Annotated in this window: 22 protein-coding genes; 10 read left to right on the plus strand and 12 right to left on the minus strand. The window is 74.7% G+C overall.

The features are described 5' to 3' along the window. Window positions 1–75 precede the first annotated feature (75 nt). From ACQP04_RS12100 to ACQP04_RS12125, 6 genes are all read left to right on the plus strand, one after another. Window positions 76–1,194: a fatty acid desaturase family protein gene (locus tag ACQP04_RS12100; protein ID WP_433507143.1), complete on the plus strand. Its 1,119-nt coding sequence runs from the start codon at window positions 76–78 to the stop codon at window positions 1,192–1,194. A gap of 20 nt (window positions 1,195–1,214) precedes the next feature. Further along, window positions 1,215–1,529 carry a MocE family 2Fe-2S type ferredoxin gene (locus ACQP04_RS12105; protein WP_037040677.1) on the plus strand — a complete coding sequence of 105 codons (315 nt, stop codon included), beginning with the start codon at window positions 1,215–1,217 and terminating at the stop codon, window positions 1,527–1,529. Continuing rightward, window positions 1,526–2,740 (plus strand): NAD(P)/FAD-dependent oxidoreductase, encoded by a 1,215-nt coding sequence (locus tag ACQP04_RS12110; RefSeq protein WP_433507144.1) that lies wholly within the window; start codon window positions 1,526–1,528, stop codon window positions 2,738–2,740. The genes ACQP04_RS12105 and ACQP04_RS12110 overlap by 4 nt, the downstream gene beginning before the upstream one ends. Window positions 2,741–2,786: 46 nt before the next feature. Beyond that, window positions 2,787–3,842, plus strand: coding sequence for a LacI family DNA-binding transcriptional regulator (locus ACQP04_RS12115; protein ID WP_433507145.1), 1,056 nt, complete (start codon window positions 2,787–2,789; stop codon window positions 3,840–3,842). 60 nt (window positions 3,843–3,902) lie between these two features. Then, a complete protein-coding gene (locus tag ACQP04_RS12120) occupies window positions 3,903–4,667 on the plus strand; it encodes a crotonase/enoyl-CoA hydratase family protein (RefSeq protein ID WP_433507146.1) in 765 nt (254 codons plus the stop codon). Window positions 4,668–4,822: 155 nt separating this feature from the next. Beyond that, window positions 4,823–7,333: an ATP-dependent Clp protease ATP-binding subunit gene (locus tag ACQP04_RS12125; RefSeq protein ID WP_433507147.1), complete on the plus strand. Its 2,511-nt coding sequence runs from the start codon at window positions 4,823–4,825 to the stop codon at window positions 7,331–7,333. Window positions 7,334–7,361: 28 nt separating this feature from the next. Here the strand turns inward: ACQP04_RS12125 and ACQP04_RS12130 are convergent, their stop codons facing one another. The 9 genes from ACQP04_RS12130 to ACQP04_RS12170 all read right to left on the minus strand — a co-directional run bounded on the left by ACQP04_RS12130 (window position 7,362) and on the right by ACQP04_RS12170 (window position 14,836). Then, the gene (locus ACQP04_RS12130) at window positions 7,362–8,555 is read right to left on the minus strand and encodes an MFS transporter (protein WP_433507148.1); all 1,194 of its coding nucleotides are present in this window, start codon (window positions 8,553–8,555) and stop codon (window positions 7,362–7,364) included. Continuing rightward, entirely contained in the window at window positions 8,552–8,911 is a 360-nt protein-coding gene (locus tag ACQP04_RS12135; RefSeq protein ID WP_231498033.1) for a hypothetical protein, read from the minus strand. Before ACQP04_RS12135 ends, ACQP04_RS12130 begins: the two co-directional genes overlap by 4 nt. Window positions 8,912–8,934: 23 nt before the next feature. Next, entirely contained in the window at window positions 8,935–9,276 is a 342-nt protein-coding gene (locus ACQP04_RS12140) for a nitrile hydratase accessory protein (protein WP_433507149.1), read from the minus strand. Continuing rightward, window positions 9,273–9,857 (minus strand): nitrile hydratase subunit alpha, encoded by a 585-nt coding sequence (nthA, locus tag ACQP04_RS12145; protein WP_433507150.1) that lies wholly within the window; start codon window positions 9,855–9,857, stop codon window positions 9,273–9,275. The genes ACQP04_RS12140 and nthA overlap by 4 nt, the downstream gene beginning before the upstream one ends. Beyond that, a complete protein-coding gene (locus ACQP04_RS12150; protein ID WP_433507151.1) occupies window positions 9,854–10,504 on the minus strand; it encodes an SH3-like domain-containing protein in 651 nt (216 codons plus the stop codon). Before ACQP04_RS12150 ends, nthA begins: the two co-directional genes overlap by 4 nt. Window positions 10,505–10,640: 136 nt before the next feature. Continuing rightward, window positions 10,641–12,017: an MFS transporter gene (locus ACQP04_RS12155; protein ID WP_433507152.1), complete on the minus strand. Its 1,377-nt coding sequence runs from the start codon at window positions 12,015–12,017 to the stop codon at window positions 10,641–10,643. A 297-nt stretch (window positions 12,018–12,314) separates the two neighbouring features. Continuing rightward, on the minus strand, window positions 12,315–13,100 hold the full coding sequence (locus ACQP04_RS12160; protein ID WP_433507153.1) for a VOC family protein: 786 nt from the start codon (window positions 13,098–13,100) through the stop codon (window positions 12,315–12,317). 126 nt (window positions 13,101–13,226) lie between these two features. Next, on the minus strand, window positions 13,227–14,258 hold the full coding sequence (locus tag ACQP04_RS12165; protein WP_433507154.1) for a DNA polymerase IV: 1,032 nt from the start codon (window positions 14,256–14,258) through the stop codon (window positions 13,227–13,229). Continuing rightward, entirely contained in the window at window positions 14,255–14,836 is a 582-nt protein-coding gene (locus ACQP04_RS12170) for a hypothetical protein (protein WP_433507155.1), read from the minus strand. Before ACQP04_RS12170 ends, ACQP04_RS12165 begins: the two co-directional genes overlap by 4 nt. A 236-nt stretch (window positions 14,837–15,072) precedes the next feature. Between ACQP04_RS12170 and ACQP04_RS12175 the strand changes: the two genes are divergently transcribed. From ACQP04_RS12175 to ACQP04_RS12190, 4 genes are all read left to right on the plus strand, one after another. Next, entirely contained in the window at window positions 15,073–15,654 is a 582-nt protein-coding gene (locus tag ACQP04_RS12175; protein WP_433507156.1) for a hypothetical protein, read from the plus strand. A 137-nt stretch (window positions 15,655–15,791) separates the two neighbouring features. Continuing rightward, entirely contained in the window at window positions 15,792–16,103 is a 312-nt protein-coding gene (locus tag ACQP04_RS12180; protein ID WP_037040694.1) for a hypothetical protein, read from the plus strand. A 56-nt stretch (window positions 16,104–16,159) separates the two neighbouring features. Further along, window positions 16,160–16,849 carry a GntR family transcriptional regulator gene (locus ACQP04_RS12185; RefSeq protein WP_433507157.1) on the plus strand — a complete coding sequence of 230 codons (690 nt, stop codon included), beginning with the start codon at window positions 16,160–16,162 and terminating at the stop codon, window positions 16,847–16,849. Continuing rightward, a complete protein-coding gene (locus ACQP04_RS12190) occupies window positions 16,846–18,027 on the plus strand; it encodes an MFS transporter (protein ID WP_433507158.1) in 1,182 nt (393 codons plus the stop codon). Before ACQP04_RS12185 ends, ACQP04_RS12190 begins: the two co-directional genes overlap by 4 nt. A 103-nt stretch (window positions 18,028–18,130) precedes the next feature. Here ACQP04_RS12190 and ACQP04_RS12195 read toward each other — a convergent pair whose 3' ends face one another. The 3 genes from ACQP04_RS12195 to ACQP04_RS12205 all read right to left on the minus strand — a co-directional run bounded on the left by ACQP04_RS12195 (window position 18,131) and on the right by ACQP04_RS12205 (window position 23,273). Further along, window positions 18,131–19,795, minus strand: coding sequence for a hypothetical protein (locus ACQP04_RS12195; protein WP_433507159.1), 1,665 nt, complete (start codon window positions 19,793–19,795; stop codon window positions 18,131–18,133). A 135-nt stretch (window positions 19,796–19,930) separates the two neighbouring features. Then, window positions 19,931–21,640 (minus strand): BCCT family transporter, encoded by a 1,710-nt coding sequence (locus ACQP04_RS12200; protein ID WP_433508351.1) that lies wholly within the window; start codon window positions 21,638–21,640, stop codon window positions 19,931–19,933. A 307-nt stretch (window positions 21,641–21,947) separates the two neighbouring features. Beyond that, on the minus strand, window positions 21,948–23,273 hold the full coding sequence (locus ACQP04_RS12205) for a serine hydrolase domain-containing protein (protein ID WP_433507160.1): 1,326 nt from the start codon (window positions 23,271–23,273) through the stop codon (window positions 21,948–21,950). Window positions 23,274–23,296 lie beyond the last annotated feature (23 nt).

Genomic DNA, 23,296 nt, shown 5'->3' on the forward strand with positions numbered 1-23,296 from the left:
GCGCGATCCCGACCATTGGTCGCTGTTGGAGCGCTCCAACGCGCTCCGCCGGCTGACGACGAGGTGGTCGACGACATGGGTAGGGAACGGCTCGAGCGCTACGACCTGGCCGGCCCGGAGAACCGGGCCGCGGTGGAGGCCGGGCTCGCCGGCGCCACGTGGTTCCGCAGCGCCGTCCCGCGCAGGCGGATGAAGGAGCTGATGCGCCGCACCGACGGCCCGGCCATCCGCGACACCGCGATCTGGATCGGGCTCATGGTCGTGTGCGCCGGGGCCGGCATCGTGCTCTGGGGCACCTGGTGGGCGGTGCCGTTCTTCCTGGTCTACGGCGTGCTGTACGGCTCGGCCTCGGACTCCCGCTGGCACGAGGCCGGGCACGGGACCGCCTTCAGGACCCGCTGGCTCGACGAGGCGGTCTACCGGCTCGCGTCGTTCATGATGATGCGCGACCCCACCACCTGGCGGTGGAGCCACACGCGCCACCACACCGACACCCTGATCGTGGGGCGCGACCCCGAGATCCAGGCGATGCGGCCGGCGCGGCTCGCGAAGCTGCTGGCCAACTTCGTCGGGCTCGTCGACGTCCCGCTGGCCTTCCGGACGATGGCGATCCACGCCGCCGGGCGGCTCACGGCGGAGGAGGCGGACTACGTCCCCGAGTCCGAGCGCCCGAAGGTGTACCGCACGGCGCGGATCTCGCTGGCGATCTACGTCGTGACGATCGCCGCCGCGATCGGCTTCGGCACCTGGCTGCCCGTCGTCCTGATCGGCGGCCCGCGGATCTACGGCACCTTCATGCACATCGTCTACGGGCTCACCCAGCACGCCGGCATGGGCGAGAACGTGCTGGACCACCGGCTCAACACCCGCACCGTGCGGATGTGCCGGGTCAACCGCTTCCTCTACTGGAACATGAACTTCCACGTGGAGCACCACATGTTCCCGATGGTCCCGTACCACCGGCTGCCGGAGCTGCACGAGGAGATCAAGCACGACTGCACGCCCGTCTACCCGTCGCTGTGGGCCGCCTACAAGGAGATCGTCCCCGCGGTCCTGCGGCAGATGAAGGACCAGGACCACCACGTCACGCGCGAGCTCCCGCCCGGTGCGACGCCCTTCCACATCCCGAACGAGCTGACCGACGGCCGGGCGCGCCCGCTCGCCGCCGCCGCGTCCGACCCGACCGCCGCCTGACCCACCACAGGAGACCCCGCATGACCCAGTGGATCGCCGCCTGCGAGACCGACGACGTCGACCCCGAGGACGTCATCCCCTTCGAGCACGCCGGCAACGCCTACGCCGTGTACCGCTCGCCCGACGACGCCTTCTTCGCCACCGACGGCTACTGCACCCACGAGCGCGAGCTGCTGTGCGACGGGCTCGTGCTGGGCGGCACGATCGAGTGCCCCAAGCACAACGGCCGCTTCGACTACACCAGCGGCAAGGCGCTCGGCGCCCCGGTGCTGGTCGACGTGCGCACCTACGCGACGAAGGTCGAGGACGGCACCGTCTACATCGAGGTCCCGTGACCGGGCCGGGCGGCGTGGTGGTCGTCGGCGCAGGCGAGTGCGGCACCCGGGCGGCACTGGCCCTGCGTGAGGAGGGGTACGCGGGGCCGGTCACGCTCGTCGGCGGCGAGCCCGGGCACCCGTACGAGCGCCCGCCGCTGTCGAAGGCGGTGCTGTCCGGAGCGGCGGGCCTCACCCCGCTGTGCACGCCGGAGCGGCTCGCCGACGCCGGCGTCGCCCACCTCGCCGGGGTCGCGGCGACGGCTCTCGACGTCCGGGCGCGCGAGCTCACCCTCGCCGGCGGCCGGGTGCTCGGCTACGAGCGCCTGCTCCTCGCGACCGGGGCCAGGGCCCGCCCGCTGCCCGGCGCGCACGTGCTGCGCAGCCACGCCGACGTCGTCACGCTGCGGGATCGGCTCGTGCCGGGGACCCGCGTCGGGATCGTCGGCGGCGGGTTCATCGGCCTCGAGGTGGCGGCGACGGCGGCGGGTCTCGGCTGTGCCGTGACCGTCGTCGAGGCGGCGCCGCGGCTGATGGGGCGGGCGGTCCCCGAACGCCTCGCCGCCCGCGCGGCCGCGCGGCACACCGAGGCCGGGGTCGACGTCCGGTGCGGGACAGCCGTCGCGCGCCTCGAGCCGGGCCGGATCGTCCTCGGCGACGGAGGTGCGATCGAGGTCGACGTCGTCGTGGCCGGGATCGGCTCGGTGCCGGAGACCGCGCTGGCCGAGGCCGCCGGGATCGCCGTCGAGAACGGGATCGTGGTCGACGGCAGCTTCGCCACCTCGGCGCCGGACGTGTTCGCGGCGGGGGACTGCTGCTCCTTCCCGCACCCGCTCTACGACGACCTCCGCGTGCGGCTCGAGTCGTGGCGCGCGGCGCAGGAGCAGGGCGCGCACGCCGCTCGGGCGCTGCTCCGGGCGGCCGAGCCCTACGCGGCGGTGCCGTGGTTCTGGAGCGACCAGTACGACCTGTCGCTGCAGGTCGCGGGCCTGCCCGGGGTGGCGACCGAGGAGGTGGGCCGGGTCCGCCCGGACGGCTCCGAGCTGTGGTTCGGCGTCGACGCCGGCCGCCTGGTGGCGGTCGCGGGGATCGGCGTGGGCACCGCCGTCGCCAAGGACGTCCGCATCGGCGAGATGCTGATCGCCCGCCGGGCCACCCCGGACCCCGCGGCCCTGGCGGACCCGGGGGTGGCGCTCAAGCCGCTGCTCCGCGCGCCGTCGCCCGTCGGGTGAGGTCCGGCGCGATAGCGTGACGACGCTGCCGTCCCGGGAGGCACGTGTGGGGATCCGCGAGACCGGCCGGCCGACCCTGGAGACGGTCGCCGCCCGGGCCGGCGTGTCGAAGTCGCTGGTGTCGCTCGTGCTGCGGGACTCGCCGAAGGTGAGCCCGGCCCGTCGGGAGGCGGTGCTCGCCGCGATCACCGAGCTCGGGTACCGGCCCAACGCCGCGGCCCGCCGGCTGGCCGAGCGCCGCTCGCACAGCGTCGGCGTGCTGCTCAACGACCTGCACCAGCCGTGGTTCGCCGACGTGCTCGACGGGGTCGGGCCCGTGCTCCACGCCGAGGGCAAGCACATGCTGCTCGGCGACGGCCGGCTCGACCGGATGATGGACGACACGCTGACCTGGTCGTTCCTGGAGCTCGGCGTCGACGGGCTGATCGTCGCCGGCTCCGGTCCGCCCTCGGCCGCGCTGGTCGACGTGGCCCGGCGGATCCCGACCGTCGCCGTCGGCGGCCGGGACCTGGACCGCTACGGCGACCTGCCGACCGTCGACGTCGTGGCGTACGACGACCACGCCGGCGCGGCCCTCGCCGTCGGACACCTCGCCGGCCTGGGGCACCGCCGCATCGCGCACCTCGCCGGGCCGCCCGGCAGCGCGGGGCGGGACCGGGCGGAGGGGTACGAGAAGGCGATGCGGGCCGCGGGGCTGGGCGCCGAGGTCCGGGTCACGGCGAGCGACGTGAGCGAGGAGAGCGCCCGCCGCGCCGCGCTCGAGCTGCTACGCGGGCCGGACCGGCCCACCGCCGTCTTCGCCTACAACGACATGGTCGCCATGGGCGTGTCCTCGGCGGCCATCCGGCTGGGGCTGCGCGTGCCGGGGGACGTCTCGCTCGTCGGCTTCGACAACTCCGGTCTGGCCCGGCTCCCCGCCGTGTGGCTGACCAGCGTCGACGGCGCCGGCGAGCACATCGGCGCACAGGCCGCCCGGATGCTGCTGACGCGGATGGCCGATCCCGGGCGGGAGCGCGAGGTGCGGCTGGTCGCGCCGACGCTGGAGGTGCGCGGCTCGACCGGTCCGCCGGCGGGGGTGTCCGCGGGCCCGGGCGCGCTCTAGGGTGTTCTTGTAGAGCGTTCGTTCAGTTCGGGCGCAGGCGAGAGCGCAGTGGGAGGAAACGTGTCGGACGAGGTCCTCGTCGAGCGTCGCGGTGCGGTGCAGGTCATCACGATCAACCGGCCGGAGGCGAAGAACGCGCTGAACCTCGGGGTGGCGCAGGGGATCGCGGCCGCGGTCGACGAGCTCGACGCGTCGGACGAGCTGCGGGTCGGCGTGCTGACCGGGGCCGGCGGCGTGTTCTCCGCGGGCATGGACCTCAAGGCGTTCCTGCGCGGGGAGAGCCCGTCGATCGAGGGCCGCGGGCTGTGCGGGATCACCCAGGCCCCGCCGCGGAAGCCGCTGATCGGCGCCGTCGAGGGGTGGGCGCTGGCGGGCGGGTTCGAGCTGCTGCTCGCCTGCGACCTCGTGGTCGCCGCCAGGACCGCGCGGTTCGGGGTGCCCGAGGTGAAGCGCTCGCTGGTCGCCGCGGGTGGCGCCGCACTGCACCTGCCGCGGCGGCTGCCGCCGGCCATCGCGCTGGAGCTGCTGCTCACCGGCGACCCGATCTCCGCGGAGCGGGCCGCCGAGGTGGGCCTGGTCAACCGGGTGACGGACGAGGGCGGGGCGCTCGACGGGGCGGTCGCGCTCGGCGAGACCATCGCCGCGAACGGCCCGCTCGCCGTGGCCGCGACAAAGCAGGTCGCGCAGCAGACCGTGGACTGGACGCTCGCCGACATGTGGGCGAAGCAGGAGCCGATCATCCGCCCGGTGTTCTCCTCGGAGGACGCGAAGGAGGGCGCCACGGCGTTCGCCGAGAAGCGCGCGCCGGTGTGGAAGGGCCGCTGACCAGGGCGTGAACGAACGGCGCTCTCGCTCATACCTGGTGAGCGAGAGCGCCGTTCGTGTCGCCCGGGCGGCGTGGCGCGGGCCACCGGGACGGTTTCGCCGGGTGTCCGACGGGAACACCTCCCCGTCGGACACCCGTCGAGAGGAGACTCCCCGTGACCGGCTTCTTCGGGCCCGGATCAGGCTTCCCGCACATGGGCCCGGGCGATCCGCGGGGCCCCGTGCACCGGATCGACCTGACGCGCCTCATGAGCCAGGGCGCGAAGGAGATCATGGCCGCCGCGGCCCAGGAGGCGATCGACCGCGGCGACGCCGACCTCGACGCCACGCACCTGCTGCTCGCCAGCACCCGCTTCGAGCCGACCCGCAAGTGGCTCGCGCGGGCGGGCGCCGACCCCGACACCGTCGCCCGCGCGCTGGAGGAGGGGCTGCCCCGCGGCGAGCAGACCGGCCGCGCCCCCGCGCTCACCCCGGCCGCGAAGCGCGCGCTGCTCGACGGGCACCAGATCTCCCGGTCGTTCGGATCCACCTACATCGGGCCCGAGCACCTGCTGCTCGCGCTGGCCGCGAACGAGGAGTCCGCGGCCGGGCGGCTGCTGGCCGAGGCCCGGTTCGCGCCGAACCACCCCACGCAGGTCCGGCCCGGCACGCCGGCACCCGACGCGCCCGCGAACTCGTCGACCCCGACGCTGGACCAGTACGGCCAGGACCTCACCCAGGCCGCCCGCGACGGCCGGCTCGACCCGGTCATCGGCCGGGCGGACGAGATCGAGCAGACCATCGAGGTCCTCTCGCGGCGCACGAAGAACAACCCCGTGCTGATCGGCGAGGCAGGCGTCGGCAAGACCGCCGTGGTCGAGGGCATCGCGCAGCGGATCGCCGACGGCGAGGTCCCCGACACCCTGCAGGGGCGGCGCGTCGTGCAGCTCGACCTGTCCGGCGTGGTCGCCGGTACGCGCTACCGCGGCGACTTCGAGGAGCGGATGCGCTCGGTCATCGAGGAGATCCGCGCCAACTCCCGCGAGCTGATCGTCTTCATCGACGAGCTGCACACCATGGTCGGAGCGGGGACCGGCGGCGGGGGCGACGGCGGCGGGTCCATGGACGCCGGCAACCTGCTCAAGCCTGCGCTCGCCCGCGGCGAGCTGCACGTCATCGGCGCCACGACGCTCGACGAGTACCGCCGCTACATCGAGTCCGACGCCGCGCTGGCCCGCCGGTTCCAGGCCGTGTACGTGCCGGAGCCGTCCGTCGAGGACACCTACGCCATCCTCTGCGGCCTGCGCGACCGGTACGAGGCCCACCACCAGGTCCGCTACACCGAGGAGGCGCTGAAGGGCGCCGCCGAGCTCTCCGACCGCTACATCACCGACCGGTTCCTGCCGGACAAGGCGATCGACCTGGTCGACCAGGCCGGGGCGCGCGTGCGGCTGCGCACCCGGACGCCGAGCGTCGACCGTCGGGACCTGGAGCAGCGCCTGGAGCAGCTGACCCGGGACAAGGACCAGGCCGTGGCCGACGAGCAGTTCGAGCGCGCCGGCGAGCTGCGCGACGAGATCGCCGAGGTGCGCGGCCAGATCGCGGCCAGCCGGGGCAGCGGCCCGGGCGGGGTGCCCGAGGTCGGCGTCGAGGACGTCGCCGAGGTCATCTCCCGCTCCACCGGCATCCCGGTCGCGCAGCTCACCGAGTCCGAGCGCACGCGGCTGCTGCGCCTGGAGGAGGAGCTGCACCAGCGCGTCGTCGGGCAGGACGAGGCCGTGCAGGCGGTCGCCGAGGCGATCCGCCGCTCGCGCACCGGGCTGGGCGACCCCGACCGGCCCGTCGGCAGCTTCCTGTTCCTCGGCCCGACCGGCGTCGGCAAGACCGAGCTGGCCAAGGCGCTCGCCGTCGCGCTGTTCGGCGAGGAGGACCGGATGGTCCGCCTCGACATGAGCGAGTACGGCGAGCGGCACACCGTCGCGCGGATGGTCGGCGCGCCCCCCGGCTACGTCGGCTACGGCGAGTCGGGCGAGCTCACCGAGGCCGTCCGCCGCCGCCCGTACTCGGTGCTGCTGCTCGACGAGATCGAGAAGGCCCACCCGGACGTCTTCAACACGCTGCTGCAGGTCCTCGACGACGGCCGGCTCACGGACGGCCAGGGCCGCACGGTCGACTTCCGCAACACGGTGATCATCATGACCTCGAACGTCGGGTCGGAGCTGATCACCAGCCGCGGGGCGACCCTGGGCTTCGGCTCCACGGCCGAGCGGACCTCGGACGCACCGGAGGACGCGGTGCTGCGGGAGCGGCTGATGCCGCGGCTGCGCGAGGTCTTCCGGCCGGAGTTCCTCAACCGGATCGACGAGACCATCGTCTTCCGCCGGCTCGAGCCCGAGCAGCTCGAGGAGATCACCGGGCACCTGCTGCACGAGGTGGAGGAGCGGCTGTCCGAGCGGCACATCGCGCTCGACGTCGACGCCGAGGCCGTCCGCTGGCTCTCCGAGCACGGCTACCAGCCGGAGTTCGGCGCCCGGCCGCTGCGCCGCACCATCCGCCGCGAGCTGGAGAACCGCCTCGCCGGGCTGCTCCTCGCCGAGGAGATCGACGAGGGCGCGCGGGTGCACGTCGGGGTCAAGGACGACCGCCTCGACCTCGCCGTCGCGAAGGAACCGCAGCCGACGGGGTGAACCCGGTGAACGGCGCTCTCGCTCACACCTACTGAGCGAGGGTGCCGTTCGCTCCGGGGCGGCGGGCGTAGCGGGCGATCAGCAGCGGTGCGGCCACGGCCAGCACCGCCGAGGCCACCAGGGTGACGCGGAAGATCGCGGGGAAGGCGCCCGCGTCGGCCGCCGGCCCGGCCACGGCGGTGCCGGCCGCGCTGCCGAGGAACAGGGTCGCGGCGAACAGCGCGATCGTGGTCGCCCGCTCCTGCGGCACCACCGACGTCGCCCAGTTCTGCAGGGTCGAGTGGAGGAAGGCCCAGGCACCGCCGAGCAGCAGGCCGCCCACCACGGCCGTCGGCAGCGTGACCGCGGCCGCGGGGACGCCCCACCCGGCGACCAGCAGGACGCCGCCGACCGTGGCGAGCGCCGTCGTCGACAAGCGGCCGACGAGCGGGCGGACCGAGCGCGAGGCCAGCACGACGCCCACGCCGTAGCCCGCCGCCGCGACACCGGAGACCGTCGGCGAGAAGCCGAGCGACTCGATCGCGGGCGCGACGTAGGTGAGCACGCCGATGACCAGGGCGCCCTCGCCGAACACCAGGACCAGCACGACGAGGGCCCAGCGCTCGCGCAGCACCGTGCCCAGCGCCTGCAGCGGGCCGGAGGGGACCTTGCGCGGCGGCTCGGGCAGCCGCCGCAGCACGACGCCCAGCGTCAGCGCGACCGTCGCGGTGACCGCCAGCACCACGCGCCAGCCGGCCCAGTCCCCGAGGGCCCCGGCCCCCGCCGTCGCGACGGCGACGCCGAACGACGTCGCCGCGGCCAGGTCGACCAGCGCCCGCTGCCGGATCGACGTCGGCCAGGTGTCGCCGACGTAGACCAGCCCCGCCGGGTTGACCGCGCCGAAGCAGCCGCCGGTGATCGTCCGCAGCAGGGCCAGGACCAGCACCGACGGCGCGAACGCCGAGGCGACGCCGGCGATCCCGGCGATCACGAGGGCGATCCGCATGACCCGGACCAGGCCGATCCGGTCGCCGAGCATGCCCCACACCGGCTGCAGCAGGCCGTAGGCCAGGAAGTACGCGGACGCGACCGCCGCGGACTGGGCCAGCGATGCACCCAGCTCCGTGCCGATCGCCAGCAGCAGCGGGGAGATGGCGAACCGGTCCAGGCTGCTGGTCGCGACCGCGGCCTGCAGCAGCCGCAGCGCGCCGCGGCCGCCGGGGGGTTCCGTGGTCGTGCTCATCCCAGCCAGGCGTACGCGGTCTGCCGCGAGATCCCGAGGGCCTTCGCCATGGGGCTGATCTCCAGGCCGCGCTCGCGACCCTCGAGCAGCAGCCGCCGCTGCTCGGCGCGCAGCTCCTCCATCCGCGCGGCGACGTCGCTCATCTCGGCGAGCAGGGCCTGCGCCTCGTCGCCCGCGCCCGCGCGGGAGCGGCCGGCGCCGGGGCGCGGGAAGGCCCGGACCTCGTCGGCGGACCAGCGGCGTGGCCCGTCGCCGGCGAGCGCGGCGGGCGCCTGGCCGCGGGAGACGTAGCTCGCCCAGGTCCCGGGCCGCACGCCCCACGCCTCCGCGCACTGCGCGGCCGTCCAGGTCTCCACCCCCGCGATCCTAGGTTCCGCAGTCAGTGCCCGTGGCCGTGGCCGCTCCCGGTGTCGTGGTCGTGCCCGGGTGCGCGGCCGGCGAGGGCTGCGGCCCGCGCGCCGACGCCGTCGGACAGGGCGAGGACGTCCTCGAGCGCGCCGAGCCAGTGCGTGTAGTAGCTCCACCCGCCCTCCGGCGCCGCCTCCCAGGCCGCGATCCGCGTGATCAACGCCTGCTGGAAGTCCGGCCAGGCGAAGGCGCCGGCCTCGTACAGCGCCACCGCCATCCCGAAGGCCCGCGACTCCCAGGGGGCGGTGAACAGCAGCTCGCCGTTCGCGCGCGGGGGAGCGGCGGGGCCGTCGACGGCCAGCGGGGCGGTCACGGCGCGGCGATTTTCGCCACGCCGACCATCGCGTCCCGGGTGACCAGCGCCGCGAGCTCCTCCTCGGTGAGGTCGTCGGTGCCGGCAGGGCGTTCGGGCAGGACCAGCCAGCGCACCTCGGCGCTGGAGTCGTGGACCTCGATCGCGACCTCCGGCGGCAGCTCCAGGCCCATCTCGGCCAGCACCGCACGCGGCTCGCGCACCACCCGGGCGCGGTAGGCCGGGTCCTTGTACCAGGAGGGCGGCAGCCCGAGGACCGGCCAGGGGTAGCAGGAGCACAGCGTGCAGACGACCACGTGGTGCCGCTCGGGCGTGTTCTCGACGACCACGATGTGCTCGCCGTTCGCCCCGCCGCCCCAGGCCACCTCCTTGATCGCCGGGGTGGCGTCGGCCAGCAGGCGGGCCTTGTACTCCGGGTCGACCCACGCCCGTGCGACGACCCTGGCCCCGTTCAGCGGCCCGACGTCGGACTCGTACCTGGCCACGAACCCGTCGATCACGTCGGTCCGCACCAGGCCGCGCTCGGTGAGCAGCTGCTCCAGGGCCTCGGCGCGGAGGGCGGGGGAGGACGGGCCGGTCACGCGCGCTCCAGGTAGGTCTCGAACAGCTCGAGGGTCACGACGACGTCGTCCCCGTCGCCCCACAGCTCGTGGGCGGAGAACCGGACGGTGTAGACGTGCTGCGCGTTCTCGCCCGCGAACACCGCGTGGGTGTCGGGCAGGACGTGCGCGGGCTGCACCCGCGCGACGGTCCCGACGCGGCCGCGGGCGTACCCGGGCAGCCGGGCGCCCTCCCGCGCGCGGACCCGGTCGTCGACGGCGTACTCCGGCGTGGCCTCGACCTCGCGCAACGAGCCCGGGGCGGTCGGAGCGTAGTCGGGCTTCGCGGGCTCGGGAGGGTCAGGCGGGTCCTCGACGGTCTCGCCGGCCAGCCGCCGGGCCCGCGCGTCGACCGCGCCCGGCGCGAGGACCGCGGAGGCCACGAGCATGGCCTCGGCGGCGTGCAGCCAGCGGCCGAAGTAGCCGGGGTCGTGGTACTCGGCCGGGGTGAGCCGGTCCAGGGTGTCCCGGAAGGCCTCCAGGTTGCGGCCGGAGAGCCGGCCGATGGTGAACGCCGTCAGGGCGAAGGCGCGGCCCTCCCAGCGCTCGCCGAAGACCGGCTCGGCCGGGTCGGGCGCCGGGACGGGACCATGACCGGGGGCGCCGCCCAGGTCGGACACGCGGGCCATCGCGACCTCCACGATAGGTGACGAGCGATCACCTTAGTGGACGTCGTCACCGCCCGGAGTGGGCGGGCCGGCGCCTCGTCCGGGATGGTCGGGCGGGCCCGCGAGCACCCTCGCCCGCGGTGGCCGACGGCGGCGATCACCATCGCCCGCGGTGGTTGGGCAGCCGCGCGGCCGCGACCGCCGCCGCGGTCAACAGGCCGGCCAGCACGACGAAGCAGATCGCGGCCGCGAGGCCGGGGTCGTCGGAGGCGGTGACGGCCGCCGTGGTCACCGAGACCGCCGCGATCCCGCCGATCTGGCGGAACATGATCCGCAGCCCGGAGACGGCGGTGACGTCGTCGCGCACCAGGTGCATCCCGGCGTTGTTCGCGGCCGGGCCCGCGAGCCCCATCCCGAGCCCGGTCACGGCCGCGGCGGCGGTCAGCCAGACCGCCGGCGAGACGCCCGCGGGCGGCAGCGCGCCCAGGACCAGGCCGGCCACGATCCCGCCCAGCCCGACCAGCAGCAGCGGCCGGTGCCCCACCCGGCGCAGCAGGGCGACCGACACGCCCGACGAGGCGATCGTGCCGATCGCGCGGGCGGTCAGCAGGACGCCGGCGGCCAGCGGGAGCAGGGCGTAGCGGACCTGCGCGTAGAGCGGCAGGAGCGCGGAGAAGCCGATGATCGCCGCCCCGAACAGCACGTTCGTGGTGTTCATGATCCCGAGGCCGCCGCCGCTGAGCAGCCGTGCCGGCACGACGGCGTCGGCATGGCGACGCGCGTGTCGCAGGAAGAACCAGCCCGCGGCGAGGGCCACGACCCCGGCCACGACCACGCCGACGGGACCCGCGACGCCGTCGCCGATCGAGCCGACCCGGGTGATCGCGACCATCGTGGCGAGCAGCGCGAGGGTCAGCAGCACGATGCCGGCGACGTCGACGCGCTCGACACGGCTGCGCGGGGGATCCCGGATCAGGAGTGCCCCGGCGACCACGAGCAGGGCGCCGATCGGCAGGTTGACCAGGAAGATGCCGCGCCACGACCAGACGGTGAGGATCACCCCGCCGACGAGCGGCCCGAGGATCGCGCCGATCGGGAACACGCTGGTGAACAGCGCCAGCGCGCGGTCGCGGTCCCGGCCGAAGGCGTGGGCGACGATGCCGTTGGCCGCGGGCAGCATCAGCCCGCCCGCCAGGCCCTGCACGAACCGGCACGCGATCAGCTGGCCGATGTCGGTGGTCGCGGCGCAGGCGCACGAGACCGCCGTGAAGGTCGCCACCGCCCACAGGAACACCCGGCGCCGGCCGAACTGCTCGCCGAGCCGGCCGCCCAGCGGCAGGGCGAGGATCTGCCCGACGGCGTAGATGGTGACCGTCCAGCTCGTCCAGGCCAGGGTGGCGCCCAGGTCCCGCTCGAGCGTCGTCAGGGCCGTGGCCACCGAGGTCTGGTCCAGCGAGAACATCAGCAGGGCCACCCCGACCACCGCGAACACCGCGCGACGACGGGGGAGCGGGGCCAGATCCGGATCGTCCACGACCGATAGCTCCTCGGGTGCCCTGCCGCGGACGGTTTCGGACACGAGGGCGCCACCTGCTTTCCCGGGAGTTACCGGGCACAGTAGTTTGCTTGACACAAGCAAAGCAAGTGGATCGGGGCTCCCCCGGCTCGGCGGCGGTGGTGCTGGTGCCTGCCGCCGTCGGGCAGTTGTGCCGATGTCCCCTCGCCCGGCGGCACACCCGCTCGTCCCGCTCGTACATCAGGTCGGGCGCGACACACCATTCAGGGTGTGCCACCGGGCAGGAGCGGGTGTGCCCGCCCTCAACCCCCCGCTTCAGCTCTCTTCGGCGTCCAGGATCTCCTGGTGCACCGCGAAGGGGGCGCCGAAGGGGTCGGTGAGTACCGCCATCCGCCCGAACGGCGTGTCCTGCGCGGCCATCATCACCGTCCCGCCGCGCTCGGTGGCGGCGGCGACGGAGGCGTCGACCGACTCGACGCCGAAGTAGACGAGCCAGTGGCTGGGCGTGCCCTCGGGCGCGCCCATGGTGCCGCCCATCCCGCCGAGCGGCTCGTCGCCCAGCCCGAAGGTGCCGTACTCCTCGAGCGGCAGGCCCGGGACCTCGGCGAACCGGTACGGGAACAGCCCGGAGTAGAACTCGCGACCGCGCTCGACGTCCGTGAGCCGCGCGTCCTCCCACACCAGCGAGCCCGGCTGGTTGAACACCTCGATCCCGACCTGGCCGGCCGCCTGCCACAGCCCGAACACCCCGCCGGTCGCGTCGGCGCACACGGCCATCCGGCCCGTGTCGGGGATGTCCATCGGGCCTGCGAGCACCGACCCGCCGCCGTCCGTGACGAGCTTGGTGGTGGCGTCGACGTCGTCCGTCGCCAGGTAGAGGGTCCAGAAGCTGGGCTGGCCCTCCTGCATGACCGGCCCGATGCCCGCCGCCGCCCGCCCCTCGGTCTGGCAGATGGCGAAGTGGCCGTAGTCCTCGCCCGTGTCGACGAACGACCAGCCGATCACGGCGCCGTAGAAGCCGAGCGCCGCGGGGAGGTCGGGTACCGCGATGTCGGCCCAGCAGGGCGCGCCGTTGGGCCACGGGGTGTCGGTGAAGGGCATGGCGATCTCCTCCGGAGCAGCGGATGCCGTTGTGCAGCGGAGCCTCCCACCGGGCACCGACGGTGTCGGGGAACCGTGCGCCGAGCGGTCGTCCGCCGGGGAGGGTTCGCCGCCGACCGGCCGGCGTCACCCGCTCACCTCCACGAACTCCGCCCGCACCCCGAGCAGCCGGACCGCGCGGTCCGGCCGGAACCAGCCGGCGACCTCGAGGGCGGCGGCCTCGAGGACCGCGGGGTCGCGGGTGGGGGCCGGGAGGGTGAGGCTGCGGGTCCGGGTGAGGAACGGTGCGTAGCGCACCTTGACCCCGACCCGGGCGACGTCGCGGCCCTCGGCGGCGACGTCGTCGGCCACCCGCGCCGACAGGGCGGAGATCTCGGCGAGGACGGCCGCCCAGTCCTCGAGGTTCGCCGGGAAGGTCGTCTCGCGGCTGCGCGAGCGCGGGACGTACGGCGAGGCCTCCATCTCGGTGCGGCCCATGCCGCGGCCGAGCGAGACGTAGTACGGACCCATGCGCGGCCCGAGCCGCTCGCCGACGGCCGTCGGGGAGGCCTCGGCGAGCTGGGTGACGGTGTGGATGCCCAGCTCGGCGAGCTTGCGGGCGGTCTTCGTGCCGATACCGTGCAGGGCCTCGGTGGGCCGGTCGCCGAGCGTCGCGAACCAGTTGTGCGCGGTGATCCGGTGGACGCCGCCGGGCTTGGCGAAGCCGGTCGCCATCTTGGCGCGCAACGTGTTGTCGCCGATGCCGACCGCGCAGGACAGCCGGGTGCGGGCGCGGACCTCGGCCTGGATCTCGCGGGCGAGCGCCTCCGGGTCGTCGCCGTCCCACTGCAGGAAGGCCTCGTCCCAGCCGATCACCTCGACGACCACCGGGAACTCCCGCAACACCGCCATGACCTCCTCCGACGCCGCCTCGTACGCCGGGTTGTCGGCGGGGAGGAAGACGGCGTCGGGGCACTTGCGGGCGGCCAGCCGCATCGGCATGCCGGAGTGCACGCCGTACTCCCGCGCCTCGTACGAGGCGGTCGCCACCACGGTCCGCGCGGCGGGATCACCGTTGCCGCCGACGATCACGGGGCGTCCGGCCAGCTCGGGGTGCCGCAGCTGCTCGACGGCGGCCAGGAACTGGTCCAGGTCGACGTGCAGCACCCAGCGGCTCACCCCGTGAGTGTGCCGGTGGTGGGTGGCCGGTCGCGCGGGAACGGGGAGGGACGTCGTCCGGCGGGTGCGACGACGACGGGGCGGGTCGGCGTCGAGGCGGCGTCGAGGGCGCCCGCGACCAGCCGCAGGGTCTGGAGATCGACGCAGGTCGCGAGCAGCTCGGCCTGTTCGACGGCGTCGGGGCAGGTGGGGGAGACGGCCTCGTGGGCCAGGCACAGTGCGTCGAGGTCGAAGAGCGGTTCCCCGGGCAGCGGGCGCGCCGGACGGGGCACCCCGAGCGCCGCGGTGAGCAGCCGGAACGCACCGAACCCGACGACGTAGAGCCCGCTCGGGAGCGCCTCGCCGGCCGGGGGAGCCCCGGCGGGCGTCCACCGCGCCACGGCCACGACGCCGCCGTCGGCCACGGCCCAGGCCTCGACCGCGGGGGCGTGGGGGTCCCGCGTCCATGCCGTCGCGACACTCTGCGCGGCCAGCCACTCACGGACCCGTGGCCGGGCGCCGGCGGCGACCTCGAAGACGGTCGGGGCAAGGGATGATCGGCCGAACAGTCCTGTCCACTCGCCCGTCCCCGCCGCCATGGCACCTCCCCCGAGTGGCCGGAGCATAGAAGCAGCAGTCGCCTCGCCGCAGCGCTGTGCACCGATCCGGGTACGGAGAGTCGTCATGCCGGCGGGCGAGGTGCTACTCACGGTGATCGAACCCCGGAGTGGACACGATCGTGGGACACCGCGGTCGACGGGTAACGGGGCAGGATGGCTCCCACGATCCAGGAAACGACGAGCGTTCCACTGGCGACGGACAGTTGGAGGACGAGATGAGCGGCGAGCAGGAGCACGGCACCCCCGGCGGCACCGGTGGGTCCGAGGGCGTGCGGCCGTTCGTCCCGCGCCAGGCTCCGTCGCCCTCCGACCTCGCCCGGGTCCGCCGCCTCACCCCGCGCCCGCGCGTGTCCCCGGAGGCCGGGGACCGCGAGCCGATGGAGCCGCGGGGTCGGGTCCGCGACCTGGACCGCGCCCGGATCCTGCTGCGCTACGCGCGGTTGATGAGCACCGGCCGCCCGATCTTCTGCAAGCCGAGCCGTGCGGAGCTCGCGGGCACTGCGCCGCGCCGGCAGGGCGTCGGGGCGGACGGCAAGGTCATCTACCCGGATCGCGAGTCCGCCGAGGCGGCCGCGCGCGAGCTGGAGGAGCTCGGCGCCCGGGCGCAGCGCGCGTACGTCTGCAAGCGGTCGCGGCACGGGCACTACCACCTGACCACGGACCTGGTCCGCGAGCGCAGGCGCGGCGCCGTCGACGCCGTCGAGGTCCCGGAGCAGGCCACGAACAGCCCGCTCGACGTGCGTGCCGCGGCGGCGCTGGCCGCGATCCCGCAGCAGCGGGACCGCCGCTCCGCCTGACCGCCCCTCCGTCGTCCCCCGGCCCGGGACACGTTCGAGTCCCGCCTTTCGGACCGGTCCGTCGTCGGCTACGGTCGCGTGTGTCAGCGATCACAGAGTGATCGTCACCACCCGTCCACCACCGGGGAGGACCGCCCGTGAACCCGTACCGCCTGCAGGAGCGTCTCGACTCCGTGCCCGACTCGCTCGACGCCGGTCAGCGGGCCCGACTCGCCGCGCACCGCAGCGCCGTCGAGGAGTGCCGGGAGCGGATCTCCGAACTGCGCGGGGAGCTGCGCCGTGCGCTGTCCGGCATCGACGGGCCGCGCCACACCCTGGAGATCATGACGGAGCTCGACTCGCTCGAGCGCGTGCAGCAGCGTCTGGACTCGCGCCTGTCGGACCTGTGCGACGAGCTGACGGGCCAGGCGCCCGCGGTGCGCTACGGCGACGACGCCCCGCTGACCTGATGCCTGGGATGCAAGCATAGATACAAGCTTGCATCTGACTTGATAGGGTACCGGGCGTGTCCCCGGTACCCGAGACCTCCGCGCTTCCCGCGACGTCCGCGCACGACCCCGCGCCGGACGGGCAGGCGCCCGCCGCCGACCGGGCCTACGCGCTGACCAAGGAGCTGGTGCTCACCGGCGAGCTGCCCGGCGGACACCTGTTCAGCGAGGGCGACATCGCGGCGCGGCTCGGGGTGAGCCGCACCCCGGTGCGGGAGGCGTTCCTGCGGCTGCAGGCCGAGGACCTGCTCGCGCTGATCCCGAAGCGCGGCGCGGTCGTCGTGCCCGTGCCGCCGGGGGAGGCCGAGGACGTGCTCGACGCCCGCGAGGCCGTCGAGACCGCGGCCGTCCGCCGGCTGCTTCGCCGCCCCGAGCAGGTCCCGGCGGCCGTCGCCGAGCTGCGCGCGGCGCTGGAGGTGCAGCGCGGGCACGCCGAGCGGGGTGACCTGCACGCCTTCGCCGAGGCCGACGAGGCCTTCCACCGCACGCTCGTCGGGACCGGGCGCAACGCGCTGACCATGCGGTTCTACGCCACCCTCGCCGACCGCCAGCGCCGGATGAGCGTGCACGCGCTCGGTCCCGTGCCGGAGGAGCTCCCGAGGGTGCTGCGCGAGCACGAGGAGCTGATCGGGGTCGTCGAGGCGCAGGACGAGGCGGCGTTCGCCGTCGCGCTGCGCGCCCACCTGGACGGGACGCACCGGCGGTGAGCCCAGCACCGAAGGACAGGAACGCCTGGCGGGCCGCGGCGGCCGCGGTCTTCGCGTGCGGCTGGGGCGGCAACCAGTTCACCCCGCTGCTGGTCATGTACCGCGAGTCCGGGCTCTCGATCCTGACCGTCGACGCCCTGCTGGGCGCGTACGTCGTGGGGCTCGTGCCCGGTCTGCTGACGGTCGGGGCGCTGTCGGAGCGGTACGGCCGCAGGCCGGTCATGCTCGCCGGCACCGCGGCGTCGCTGGTCGCGAGCGTGTTCCTGGCGTTCGGGAGCGTCGGCTGGATCGCGGCGGGCCGGTTCGTGACGGGCGTCGGCGTGGCCGTGGCGATGGCCGTCGGGTCGACGTGGGTGACCGAGCTGTCCGTGCGCGGCGGCGCCGAGCGCGCCACCGGCACCCGGCGCGGCGCGCTCTGGCTGACCCTCGGCTTCGGGCTCGGCGCGGGGGTCGCGGGCGTACTCGCGCAGTGGGCACCCTTCCCGATGGAGCTTCCGTACGTCCTGCACGCGGTGCTGGCCGCGGCTGCGCTCCTCGCGATCGTCCGGCTGCCCGAGACCCGCGTCGCGCCCGCAGCGCGCACCACCGGGCGGTTCGCCGGCACCCGGCACCCGCGGTTCCGGCGGGTGATCACCCCGATGGCGCCGTGGATCTTCGGCTCGGCGGGCGTGGCCTACGCGATCATGCCGCAGCTGGTGGGGGACCGGTTGGGGACGTGGGGGCTGGCCTACTCGACGTTGCTCACCGTCTGCACGCTCGGCGCGGGCGCGTTGGTGCAGCCGCTGGCGAAGCGCCTCGACCGGACGACGAGCGCGCGCGGCGTCGTGGTCTCGATGGTCGTGATGTCCGCGGGGCTCGCGGTGAGCGCGGTCGCGGCGGTCGTCCGGTCGCCGGTGGTCGCGCTGGTCGCGGCGGTGGTGCTCGGCGCCGCCTACGGGATCGCCGTGGTCTCGGGGTTGCTGGAGCTGCAGCGCCTGGCCCGGCCGGACGAGTTGGCCGCCCTCACCGGGGTGTACTACGCGCTGGCCTACGTCGGGTTCCTGCTGCCGTCGATCCTCGCCGTGCTCAGCGGGGTGGCGAGCTACCCGGTCCTGCTCGGCTGCCTGGTGCTGGTCGCGCTGGGTGGCACCGCGGTGGTCCTCCGGCACTCCCGCCGCCACCTCCCGGTCCCCGCGTAGCTCCCGACTCGCGGTGCCGTAGCTCCCGACTCGCGGTGCCGGAGCTCCCGACTCGCGGGGGCGTGGGAGCGCGACCCGCGGGGGGCTGCAGCGCGACCCGCGGTCAGGAGGGTTGCAGCTCGTCCGAGAGCTCGTCGGGGCGATCGTCGTAGCGGTCCCCGTCCGGCCCGCCCCGCAGCCGCTTGGCCTCGGCGAGGCCGATCGGGCCGGTGCGCGCCAACGCGTGCAGGGCCAGGTCGCGGTGCACCGGGTCGTCCGTGCGGGCGAGGAAGCGGCCGATCTCCCGCGCGGCGTCGGCGGGGGTGCGGGCGGCCACCCAGGCGTCGAGCTCGGCCTCGGCGACCGCGCTGCGCACCTCGGACATCCGCACGCACACGTACTCGAGGTCCTCGTCGGCCAGTTCGCCGGGCAGCGGCGCGTGCAGGCCCTGGTCGATCAGGGTCTCGTGGACCGCCCACAGCCCCATCGGGGTGAGCGAGACGATCGTGGGGTCCGGGTCGTCCCGGCCCGCGAGCTCGACCAGCCCGTCGAGCTCCTCGGCGTCGAGCAGCTCGCCGAGCTCGACCGCGCCGAGCAGCTCCAGCGCGTCGAGCAGTGCGGTGACGTCCCGCCGCCAGAGCCGGCCCTCGGCGTCGCCGGCGAGGTCGTCGACCACGCAGCCGCACTCCTCGTTGACGGCCTCGCGCACCAGCCGGTGGAACAGCTCGACCGGGACCGGCCCGCCGCCGGCGGCGTAGAGCTCGAGCCAGAGGATCGGGAAGGCGTCGGCCAGCGACATGCCGAACAGCGACGGCGCCCCGAACACGTCCGTGCCCCCGAGGTGGTCGCCGATCCGCCCGACGGCCGAGAACACCCGCCGCCACAGCTCGATCGGCCGGTGCAGGTCCTTCGCCGCGCTCTTCACCGGGACCAGCCGGCCGTGCAGCGGGCGCACCAGGCGGGCGGCCTTGGCCCAGTGCAGCAGCATCGAGGTCTCGGGCAGGTCCGTGCTGCTGCGCGCGCTGTCCCGGTAGAGCTGGTCGAGGCCGAGCAGGTCGGCGAGGGACAGCGCGTCGGCCAGGCCGAGCTTGCCGTCGCGGGTGAGCCGGCGGCCCGCCCGCACCCACACGGTGAGCTTCCGCAGCAGGTCGAGCGCGCTGCTCTCCTGCGCGGCGGTGACCATCTCGGCCGCGCTGGGCAGCAGCACCGGCGGCAGCTCGGGCGCGGGCGCCGGGTCGCGCGGGGTCTCCTCCTCGCGCCGGGTGATCTCGGCGAGCGCGGCCCGGTCGATGTGGACCTCGCCGGAGCGGGCGCGGTCGAGGAAGCGCTGCACCGCACGGGGATCGGCCGGGTCGACGCCGTGCCGGCGCAGCTGGACGCCCCAGAACTTGCCCAGGTCGTAGTTGCGCTCGTCGGCGATGCCGTCGAGCAGCGCCGGCGTGGAGTCGCGCACCTGGGCGTGCAGCTCCGCGCGCGAGGCGGAGCGGTGGTCGAGCCCGTCGGCGTCGGCCAGGAAGTCGATCAGCGCGTGGAAGGCCTCGGGGACCTCCTCGGCGTCGAGTACCGTGACGTGCCGCGGGAACCACATGCCGAGCGCGTCGGCGACGTGCGCCCGGGTCCAGCGGCCGAGCCTGCGGTCCAACGCGTACTTGTAGTCGAGCGCGGCGGCGACCAGGAAGACGTCCGCCGAGACCCGGCGCCGGCGGGCCCACGTCAGGAAGGCCTCCAGCAGCCGGTCCCGGGCTCCGGCGTATCCCTGGTCGTCACCGGGGGCGAACACGAGACGCATCGAGATCCACCTTCTCAGCCCGGCGGGGCCGTGTCGCACAGGGGGTCCGGCACCCCGCGACGGGCCCGTGCGGTAGGGGCCGCGCACGCGGCAGGGCCCCCGGCACGCGTCCGGGGGCCCTGCCGGGAAGGTGGTTCAGGCCTTGCGTGGCGGCTGCGGCTCGCCCGGCAGGACCGTGCCCCCGCCGTGCCGGCGCGCCTCGTCGGCGCCGTCGGCCATGCTCTTGGGTTTGACGTTGAGGATGAAGTCGCCGGAGTGGGCCTTCATGCCGTAGTCGACCGCCTGCTCGACGGCCTCACCGGCCCGGTCCTCACGGCGGATGAGCGGGTCCTCGCGCAGATCCCTGTAGAGGGACACGCACAGCAGCACCATGATGATCACGAACGGCAGAGCCATGATGATCGTGATGTTCTGGATGCCGGACAGCGCGTCCGAGCCGCCGACCAGCAGCATGATCGCCGCGATGGCGCCCATCACCGCGCCCCAGAAGATCACGATGCCGCGGCTCGGCTCGATGGAGCCGCGCTGCGAGATCGTCCCCATGACGACGGACGCGGCGTCGGCGCCGGAGACGAAGAAGATCGCCACCAGCAGCATCGCGACCACGGCCAGCACGGCGCCGATCGGGTAGGACTGCAGCAGCCCGAACAGTTGGCCCTCGGTGCCCGCCGAGGCGAGGTCGGTCCCGGCCTGCTGCCGCGAGATCGCCGCGCCGCCGAAGATGGCGAACCAGACCAGGGAGACCACGCTGGGGATCAGGATGACGCCGGCGATGAACTGCTTGATCGACCGGCCGCGGCTGATCCGCGCGATGAACATGCCGACGAACGGGGTCCAGGAGATCCACCACGCCCAGTAGAAGACCGTCCAGCTCTGCAGCCACTCGGCCGTCTCCGGGCCGTCGGCGCCGGTGCGGGCGGCCATCGAGGCGAGGTCGGCGAGGTAGTGGCCGACCGCGCCGGGCAGCAGGTTGAGGATCAGCACGGTCGGGCCGACCACGAACACGAAGAACGCCAGGATCGCTGCCAGCACCATGTTGATGTTGCTGAGGTACTGGATGCCCTTGGCCACGCCGGTGACCGCGGACGCGATGAAGGCGACGGTGAGCACGGCGATGATCCCGACGAGCAGCCCCGTGCCGGGGTTGTCCATCCAGCCGAGCGCGGTGATGCCGCCGCCGATCTGCAGGGCGCCCAGGCCGAGCGACGCGGCCGAGCCGAAGAGCGTCGCGAAGATCGCGAAGATGTCGATCGCCTTGCCGAGCCCGCCCTCGGTGCGCCGGGTGCCGAGCAGCGGGGCGAAGGCGGACGAGATCAACTGGCTGCGGCCCCTGCGGAAGGTGCCGTAGGCGATCGCCAGGCCGACGACGGCGTAGATCGACCACGGGTGCAGGGTCCAGTGGAACAGCGTGGTCGCCATGGCCGCGTCGAGGGCCTGCGGGGAGCCCGCCAAGGCGCCGCTGCCCGGGGGCGGTGCGGTGAAGAAGGAGAGCGGCTCGGCCACGCCGTAGAACATCAGGCCGATCCCCATGCCCGCGGAGAACATCATCGCGACCCACGAGCTGGTGCGGAACTCCGGCCGCTCGTCGTCGCGGCCGAGGGGGATCTTGCCGTAGCGGCTCAGGGCGATCCAGATCGCGAAGACCACGAAGCCGGAGGCGGTGAGGATGAAGAACCAGCCCCCCGCGCTCATGATGCCGCCGAGCACCGCGCTCGCGACGCCCGACAGGTTCTCCGTGCCCGCGATGCCCCAGACGATGAAGGCGACGACCAGCGCCGCGGAGACACCGAAGACGATCCTGTCGGTCGGCTTCCGCTGATCGGCGGCGCTGCCGCCCTCGGGCATCGGCGACGAGTCCGAGGCGGACGTGTCCGGCTTGCCGTTCTGGTGGCCCGGGCTCGGGGCGGGGCCACCCGCGGTGGGTTCCTTGACTGTCATGCGACGTGTCCCCGACGGAGCGGGGTCCCCCTCACCTGAGTCGGTCCGGTCCATGTGCGTCCGTCACCATCGGTCCCCGAACGGGCAGAGTCAACCGCAACGTCCCTTCCCGTTCCGTGTGGCGCTTTTGGTTGCGCACCGTACGGACCAGGGCGAACCGCCGGTTCCACCTGCGAAAACGGGCGAATGCCCGAGGTGGATCGTTACCCGAACGTCACGGCGAGAACCACCCCGAACCCGACACCCCGCCCGGCACGGGCGCGGCCGGGTCGTACGGCGTGCGCGTGAGGACGAAGGTGGCGAGGTTCAGGGAGACGGGATCCAGCCGCAGCGTCTCGCCCGCGACGTAGCCGTCGAGCCCGACCCAGGTGCCGTCGGGGCGCGGCCGGAACCGGGAGGAGCGGCCCGGCCGCCCGAGCCCGCCGAGGTGCAGCAGCCCGCCCGGCACCGCGCGCAGCACGTACGGCGACGGGCCCCAGTACCAGGGCCCGAGCAGCTCGACGGGCACCGGCGAGGGCGCGGGGGACCAGGCGTCGACGACGGTCGGCTCGGCCGCGCGGAGGTCGGCCAGCAGCCTCGCGGGGAGGGCGCCGTCGAGCCCGGACGTGACGTTGGCCAAGGCGAGCGCGGCGGTGCCCTCCTCGCGGTCGGCCCAGAGCCCGGCGAGGAAGCCGGGCATCGAGCCGCCGTGCCCAACCAGCGTGCGGTCCTCGTGCCGCTGCACCTGCACCCCCAGCCCGTACGACGACCAGGTCGGGCCGGAGAAGTCGACGCCGGACGGGATCGTCATCTCCTCCACGGTGGCGGGGGAGAGGACGTCGCCCGTGTCGCCCAGCAGGAACGCCGCGAGCCGACCGAGGTCCGCGGCCGTGGCCCACAGCTGCCCGGCCGCGGCCATCACGCCGGCGTGGTGCTCGGGCTCGGCCAGCAGCTCGTCCGACCACGGGTGCACGGCGTAGCCCTGGGCGGCGTGTCCGTCCGGGCGTGGGGTGGTGCGGCGCATCCCGAGCGGGAGCAGCACCTCGTCCCGGGCCACCTCGTCCCATGCGCGCCCCCGCACGCGCGCGACCAGCTCGCCCAGCAGCCCGAAGCCGAGGTTGGAGTAGTGGAACCGGCGCCCGCCGGGCAGGACGCGGTGCTCCTCGCCCAGGTCGAGGTCGTCGAGCGTGCCGCCGGGCGTGCGCTCCCACCACCGCCCGGGGCTCTCCGAGGTGGCGCCGGCGGTGTGCGAGAGCAGCTGGGTCAGCGTGCGGTCGCCGAGCGGGGTGCCGGGGACGTGCTTCTCGAACGGGTCGTCGAGGTCGAGCAGGCCCTCGTCGCGCAGCCGCAGCACGGTGATCGCGCAGACCGTCTTGGAGATCGAGCCGAGCCGGTACTGGACGTCGGCGTGCGGCTCGTCGACGGCGCCGCGGCCCGCGGACCAGGCCAGGGTCCCGCCGCGCACCACGCCGGCGACGAGGGAGGGGCAGCGCCCGTCGCGCTGCGCCCGGGCGACGCGGGCGAGCAGGGTGCGTTCGGTCGACGGCAGCAGGGAGCTCATGATCGGACGCTAGCTCCCGGGCG

Origin of the sequence: Pseudonocardia halophobica (assembly GCF_050948485.1) — a bacterium.
Taxonomy (GTDB): Bacteria; Actinomycetota; Actinomycetes; order Mycobacteriales; family Pseudonocardiaceae; genus Pseudonocardia; species Pseudonocardia halophobica.

Coding starts and splice junctions, on each gene's coding strand:
- ACQP04_RS12200 (WP_433508351.1), bottom strand. CDS start 21,640: ATGCCCGAGGGCGGCAGCGCCGCCGATCAGCGGAAGCCGACCGACAGG.
- ACQP04_RS12170 (WP_433507155.1), bottom strand. CDS start 14,836: ATGGCGGCGGGGACGGGCGAGTGGACAGGACTGTTCGGCCGATCATCC.
- ACQP04_RS12195 (WP_433507159.1), bottom strand. CDS start 19,795: ATGCGTCTCGTGTTCGCCCCCGGTGACGACCAGGGATACGCCGGAGCC.
- ACQP04_RS12105 (WP_037040677.1), top strand. CDS start 1,215: ATGACCCAGTGGATCGCCGCCTGCGAGACCGACGACGTCGACCCCGAG.
- ACQP04_RS12205 (WP_433507160.1), bottom strand. CDS start 23,273: ATGAGCTCCCTGCTGCCGTCGACCGAACGCACCCTGCTCGCCCGCGTC.
- ACQP04_RS12175 (WP_433507156.1), top strand. CDS start 15,073: ATGAGCGGCGAGCAGGAGCACGGCACCCCCGGCGGCACCGGTGGGTCC.
- ACQP04_RS12160 (WP_433507153.1), bottom strand. CDS start 13,100: ATGCCCTTCACCGACACCCCGTGGCCCAACGGCGCGCCCTGCTGGGCC.
- ACQP04_RS12150 (WP_433507151.1), bottom strand. CDS start 10,504: ATGGCCCGCGTGTCCGACCTGGGCGGCGCCCCCGGTCATGGTCCCGTC.
- ACQP04_RS12100 (WP_433507143.1), top strand. CDS start 76: ATGGGTAGGGAACGGCTCGAGCGCTACGACCTGGCCGGCCCGGAGAAC.
- ACQP04_RS12130 (WP_433507148.1), bottom strand. CDS start 8,555: ATGAGCACGACCACGGAACCCCCCGGCGGCCGCGGCGCGCTGCGGCTG.